Below are 6,263 nucleotides of genomic sequence, written 5' to 3'. Positions count from 1 at the left end.
ACTATTTCCTTAGTTGCTTCAATACCATTACCATTTTCCATTAATAAGTCCATGAGTACTACATCAGGTGTATGTTCCTTAGTCAACTGTATAGCTTCTATGCCGCTTTTCCCTTCACCCACTACCTCTATATCCGGTTCTGTCAATAAAAAGGACAAGATTCCTTTCCTTACAAGCTCATGATCATCCACAACTACTAAACGAATTTTGGTCATCTTTTCCACCCTTTACTGGAACTTTAATATCGATATACGTACCTTCATGGTAAATCGAGCGTATTTGAATCACGCCCCCTATTTCCTTACAGCGTTCCTTCATGGATTGAATACCGTAGGAAATCATTTTTTTATCTTCAGGGTCGAATCCTTTTCCATCGTCACTGATAAATAAATGAACATACCCCTCTTCCTCGGACAGTTCAACTTTTATTTTCCCAGCTTCTGCATGCCGAATAATATTGGAAACAGCTTCCTGAACTATTCTAAACAAATGCTCTTCTGCTGCTTTTGTTAAACCGCAGACTTCATCAATACTTCCTTGAAAATGATGATTGGTCTTGGATTTCAACTCTCGTAATAGCTTGATGATTCCGTCACACAATGAGTCTTTTTGTAATTCAACCGGTCTTAAATGCATAAGCAGTGCGCGCATCTCTCCCTGTGCTTTAACAGATATATCCGCCATTTGAATGAGTTGTTCTCGCGCAGCTTCAGGAAATTCATCAAATAGTTTAATAGCTGTCGCTGACATCATGCTTAATGCAAATAGTTGTTGACTGACCGCATCGTGTAGATCTCTTGCGATTCTCTGTCTTTCTTCAATAACTGCTGCAGTATGTACTTGTTCAGAGAGAACTAGTTTCTCATTAGACATTTTCTGCAAAAGTTCGATTTGTTCCTGCACGTACTCTCCAAGCAAATTCACTTCAGTTATCATTCGTGCTGTTTCTTCTGTATGCTCTACTTTTTAATTGGTCAGGAAATTTCCCATTCCGCAGACTCGCAAGATAACCACTAATTTTTGAAAGCTTACCATTTAAGATAAACAAATTGCGAATGCCAAAATAAATAGAACAAACCATCAGTAATATCATGACAAAAACCGATAGAATAAGAGATGTTTTATGGAAAAAGCCGGATTTTTCACTGCCAGCAAATACACTTGAAGGAGAATAAAGAAAAACAACGAACTAAACAATGCATTCATTACATAACTTTGAAAGAAAGTTGATTTAAATCCTTTCATCATTTCACTACTTTCTACACTTTATCTATCTTCACTTCACCAATCATCATATCAATGACAAAATCGATTTTTTTGACTGCCTCTTCGTATTGTGGAGATTCGAAATAGACATTTGGTCCAAAAACGTGTGCAGAAGATGAGGAAAAAATAGTCACTTCACCAATCGTTACTTTTGCTTGGACACGGATCGGGATATCCTCCGGAATAAGGATATTCACATCACCTATCCAACCTTTTAATTGGATTAATGTTTCTCGTTCAGGAATATAAGCTTTATTAAAGTTAAAAGAATAGTCACCAATGGCGTGATAAATATTCATCGGCTCCAAATGCCAATTACTTTGATTAAAGTCCACTGATCCCAACGTTACCATTTTTGAATTTCTTACTTTGAACTTTTCCTTAGTTTTTTTCTTTCTAAGATCAGGTTCATCTGTTAGCTTTAAAGAATTCATTATTTCTTGGCTTTTATTAATTTGAGTCCATACATCCTCAATTTGCTGATGAATAATTCCATCTATAATATTGGTAAATTCCTCGCCAGCTTGCGTTTTCTCGCGAATCTGTTTGTCCACTTCTTTACCGGAAAATTCTCGAAGTTTTTCTTTCCCACATTCCAGATGTAGCAGCGCCTCTTCTACCTTCTGACTATAATCACCTTGTACATTATGCTTAGAGTCCAAGCGGCTATTATCTTCATAATATTCAGTTTTATCTTGATACACGATATGCTTATTTTTACTAAGTAAGAGCTGTAGTCCCATAAAAACAATTAATAAAGGCCATAAATTCCAAATCTTAAAGTCTAAGTTCGTAAATTTACTTATTAGTAATAAAGTTGAATAGGTAATCAAAAATAACCCGATAAATAGTTTATTACCAGACTTCCTAGAAAAATAGGAAATAAACAGGTATACCCCTGCTAATAATAGAAGCATGGGATATATCTCGACAAACATCTCCTTTATTTCCAAGGAAATGACTCCTATATTGATAAGCAACAATAAAAAACCGGTTAATAAAAGAATACTTGCAGCTAATGCTCGGTTCAACGAACGCTTTTTCATTACACCGTTTCCTCTCATTCCCTCTAATATACTATTCTTCATTCGTCAATAAAGCTCCTCTTTCAGGCTGATTATTCCTCTTAAATCTATCATGAATTCTATCCCATAAATACCTGCTGTAGTTTCTATTTCTCTCCGTCTACAGACGGAGAGAATCATTCACCAAACAAAGCGCCCATCATATCCTAAAAAGACAAATTAAGATAAGAGGCTGGAGGATGCATCATGGGTGTAGAATTAACCGTATTGCATTGGACGTATGTGGGATTCATTCTTTTGATTATTGGATGCATGATAAAGAGACGAGATACTTCATTCATGTGTATTCTCGGTATCTTTACTATCGCTTTATTAGCCACTGCCAGCTTTTCTGCTTCTATAAGCGGAATATTCAACAGCTTTATCTATGCAATTATCGAATTAGCACCTACTATCCTGATCATCTCCATCATTGTTGCGATGAGTCGAGTGCTCACCCGAACCGGCATTAATGAAGCCATGATATCACCCTTTGCTAAATTCATTAAAACACCAGCACTGGCATTCTGGATTATTGGGATTTTGATGATGATAATTTCTTGGTTTTTCTGGCCTTCCCCAGCAGTTGCTCTGCTTGGCGCGGTTCTCCTCCCTGTAGCTTTACGCGCAGGACTTCCCGCTTTAGGGGTTGCCATGGCTATGAACCTTTTTGGTCACGGAATTGCTTTATCAGGGGATTTTGTCATTCAAGGAGCACCTAAATTAACTGCGGATGCTGCTTCGCTTCCAGTCTCTGCTGTTATCCAGGCAAGCATTCCACTTGTCATTACAATGGGGATTGTTACCACTATTTCCGCCTTCATTCTACTTAAACGAGATATGAATAAGGGGAAATTCTTAGAGGAAGAAACATCTATCGCTAATGAAGTTTCCGAGAAGGAACATTTTCTACCATCTGGTCAACGGAAATTCTTTGCCTTCTTTATCCCATTAGCCTTTATTTTGGACGTCATCACGATGTCTGTCCTTAAGCTTCAGGGCGGCGATGCTACAGCCCTTATTGGCGGAACAGCTGTTTTTATATTAGTCATCCTCTCGTTAACTTCCCATCGAAAGGATGGACTTGAAAAAATAACCAGTTATTTAATAGAAGGGTTTCAATTTGGCTTTAAAGTATTTGGTCCAGTCATCCCTATTGCTGCCTTTTTTTATTTAGGAGATTCGGGATTCGCAAAAATACTTGGTGACTACTTGCCTGCTGATTCTCAAGGAATTGTTAATGACCTGGGTGGAGCATTAGCCGCATCGGTGCCATTATCGAAGGAAATTGCAGCAGTAACCTTGACGACAGTTGGGGCTATTACTGGATTAGACGGGTCCGGCTTTTCTGGTATATCCCTAACCGGATCTGTTGCTCATTTATTCTCAGCCGCTATAGGGGGAGGTGCAGCCACACTGACTGCTTTAGGTCAACTATCAGCCATCTGGGTTGGTGGTGGTACGCTGGTTCCTTGGGCATTAATTCCCGCTGCTGCCATTTGTAATGTTGATCCTTTTGAACTCGCACGAAGAAATCTTATCCCCGTTTGCATTGGCCTTTTCGTCACTACGATTGTCGCGATGTTCCTAATTTAAATTAAAAAATACGACCTGTTTCAGGTCGTATCAGTTTGTAGAAAAAAGAGGTGCGGAATGGTTCATTCCGCACCTCTTTTGTCATTAACACATTTCATGGAATTTTCCCTGCTTATCAAGGCAACTAAGTCTCTAATAAGTACTGTTTTCCATCTTTAACATTGTATCTGCTTTCAGGATCACTTGTGTTCTACTTAATAATCTTTGATTCTTCCTGTTCGAACGAATTTATCGGAAAGCATTTTCTTCTTAATTCCCCCGATTTGAATTGATCTCCTCCTAAATCTGCTCTTGGGTAGCACGTGTTTTCATTTGAGTGTCGGACTAAAATCTAGATGAAAGACCGTTGATTGGAGTGTTGGCGAGAAGACTCCTTCGATAGCGGGACAGATGAGACCCCGCAGGAGCGTAAGCATTGATGCGGCTCACCGCCCGCCCGCGGAAAGCGAAACGTCTTTCACTGCAATCAACTGCCGCATTTTAAAAACTAAAAGAAGACTGTAGACAACTTTCCACCCAAGTTTGTCTACAGTCTGATACGACCTGTTTCAGGTCGTATTATTTATGCGTGCAGTCCATTTTTTGTATAGCAACAGACAAAAAATAATCACAACAGATCCAAGTGCATACCCGGCAATTACATCTGATGGGAAATGTGCCAGAAGAATAACTCGGCTTAACCCAATTAATAGAACTAATAGAGCTGCTGTTGACCAGACAAGTTTTTTCACCACGCCGCCTTTTAGGGCGCTAGTGACAAAATAAGCAATAAGCATATAAAAGATTATCCCAATCATCGCATGACCACTAGGAAAACTATAACCAAGAGCATCAATTGCTTTATTAATAGAAGGCCGCTCTCTTTCCACCAACGCCTTTATCCATTTATTTAATTGGTCTCCTCCTGCTACACCAATGAGAAACATGATCATTCCCGGGTAATCCTTATTTCTTATCCAAAGCCAAATTATCAATAGGATACTCCCAGGAATTAATGTCGTCTTGGAACCTAATTTAGTAATGACAAAGAATACGGTATGCCATAGACTATTTTCACCTATAGTGAGGTACTTTTGAAGTGTATAGTCAAAATTATGTAGGGTTCCTCGGTTAATTCCGTCCAATAGATAAAGAAACAGTGAAACTAACATGATACTTACTAAAGAAATAACTAATAATGCCGGAAGTTTTGTTTTTTTCATTGCGTATTAATTCTCCTCCAGATGCTGAGAGATCCTTTTGAAAAATCCTCCCCCTGCACTTTATTTACTATGCTATAATTGAAATTATTTAAAAATTTAGATAACGATAAAAAGGAGGCTGTACGATGATTAATCTATTACATACCCGCCTCGAGCAATCATTTGAAGAGATGATTAAAATCAGGCGCTATCTTCACCAGCATCCAGAAGTTTCATTCAAAGAAACGAAAACAGCTGCCTTTATCGCTGACTTTTATCGTACTTTAGAGATTGAAGTTGAAACAAATATAGGCGGCAATGGAGTCATTGCCAGAGTGTATGGTGCAAAGCCGGGAAAAACAGTTGCCCTGCGCGCTGACTTTGATGCTCTTCCTATTCAAGACTTAAAAGATGTTCCCTACAAATCTACCGTCCCAGGTGTAATGCATGCATGCGGGCATGACGGGCATACGGCAACACTTTTACTCTTAGCCAAAATTATTAATGAATTAAGAGACAATCTTGAAGGCACGTATGTATTTATCCACCAGCATGCAGAAGAATATTCTCCAGGCGGAGCTAAACCAATGATTGAAGCTGGTTGTCTTAATGGGGTCGATGTCATATTTGGTACACACTTATGGGTGACCGTCCCGACTGGTACAATCCAATACTCCCTTGGTCCCATGATGGCTGCTGCTGATCGCTTTACGATAACCATTCAGGGTAAAGGCGGTCATGGAGCAAAACCTCATGAAACAAAGGACGCCATTGTTGCCGGTGCTCAGCTTGTGACCACACTTCAGCAAATTGTCAGCAGACGGATCAACCCCATTGATCCAGCCGTTGTTTCGATTGGTTCTTTTATTGCTGAAAATACCTTTAATGTAATTGCCGATACCGCGACACTCATTGGCACAGTTCGAACCTTTAATGATGAAACACGGAATTTTATCGAAGCAGAGATTGAACGAATTGTTAAAGGAACTTGTCTTTCTACTGATTGCACGTATGTATACCTTTTTGAACAAGGATATCCCGCTGTAATCCCAAATAATGAGGTCACAAACTTCCTTCTTAAGTCGACAGAAAGCATTAATGAAATTGAAACCCTCCACGAAGGTGACCCAGATATGGGCGGAGAAGATTATGCTTA

General features: G+C 39.2%; 6 protein-coding genes. 2 read left to right on the top strand and 4 right to left on the bottom strand.

What is annotated here, in order from left to right:
* From AC52RT_RS16590 to liaF, 3 genes are all read right to left on the bottom strand, one after another.
* On the bottom strand, positions 1 to 215 hold a 215-nt coding region (locus tag AC52RT_RS16590; RefSeq protein ID WP_495541770.1), incomplete at its 3' end, for a response regulator transcription factor.
* Complete coding sequence (locus AC52RT_RS16585) at positions 184 to 936, bottom strand: sensor histidine kinase (RefSeq protein WP_495541769.1); 753 nt, start codon at positions 934 to 936, stop codon at positions 184 to 186. The genes AC52RT_RS16585 and AC52RT_RS16590, both read right to left, overlap by 32 nt.
* Positions 937 to 1,259: 323 nt before the next feature.
* Complete coding sequence (gene liaF / locus AC52RT_RS16580) at positions 1,260 to 2,354, bottom strand: cell wall-active antibiotics response protein LiaF (protein ID WP_495541768.1); 1,095 nt, start codon at positions 2,352 to 2,354, stop codon at positions 1,260 to 1,262.
* Between the two features lie 183 nt (positions 2,355 to 2,537).
* On the opposite strand from liaF, the gene AC52RT_RS16575 reads away from it, so the two are divergent.
* Positions 2,538 to 3,926, top strand: coding sequence for a hypothetical protein (locus AC52RT_RS16575; RefSeq protein ID WP_495541767.1), 1,389 nt, complete (start codon positions 2,538 to 2,540; stop codon positions 3,924 to 3,926).
* 548 nt (positions 3,927 to 4,474) lie between these two features.
* Here the strand turns inward: AC52RT_RS16575 and AC52RT_RS16570 are convergent.
* The gene (locus AC52RT_RS16570) at positions 4,475 to 5,128 is read right to left on the bottom strand and encodes a phosphatase PAP2 family protein (protein WP_495541766.1); all 654 of its coding nucleotides are present in this window, start codon (positions 5,126 to 5,128) and stop codon (positions 4,475 to 4,477) included.
* A gap of 125 nt (positions 5,129 to 5,253) precedes the next feature.
* On the opposite strand from AC52RT_RS16570, the gene AC52RT_RS16565 reads away from it, so the two are divergent.
* The coding region (locus AC52RT_RS16565) for an amidohydrolase (RefSeq protein ID WP_495541765.1) at positions 5,254 to 6,263 on the top strand (1,010 nt) is incomplete at its 3' end.

Source organism: Peribacillus sp., from assembly GCF_059453735.1.
This window is presented reverse-complemented; position numbering and strand designations above follow the sequence as displayed.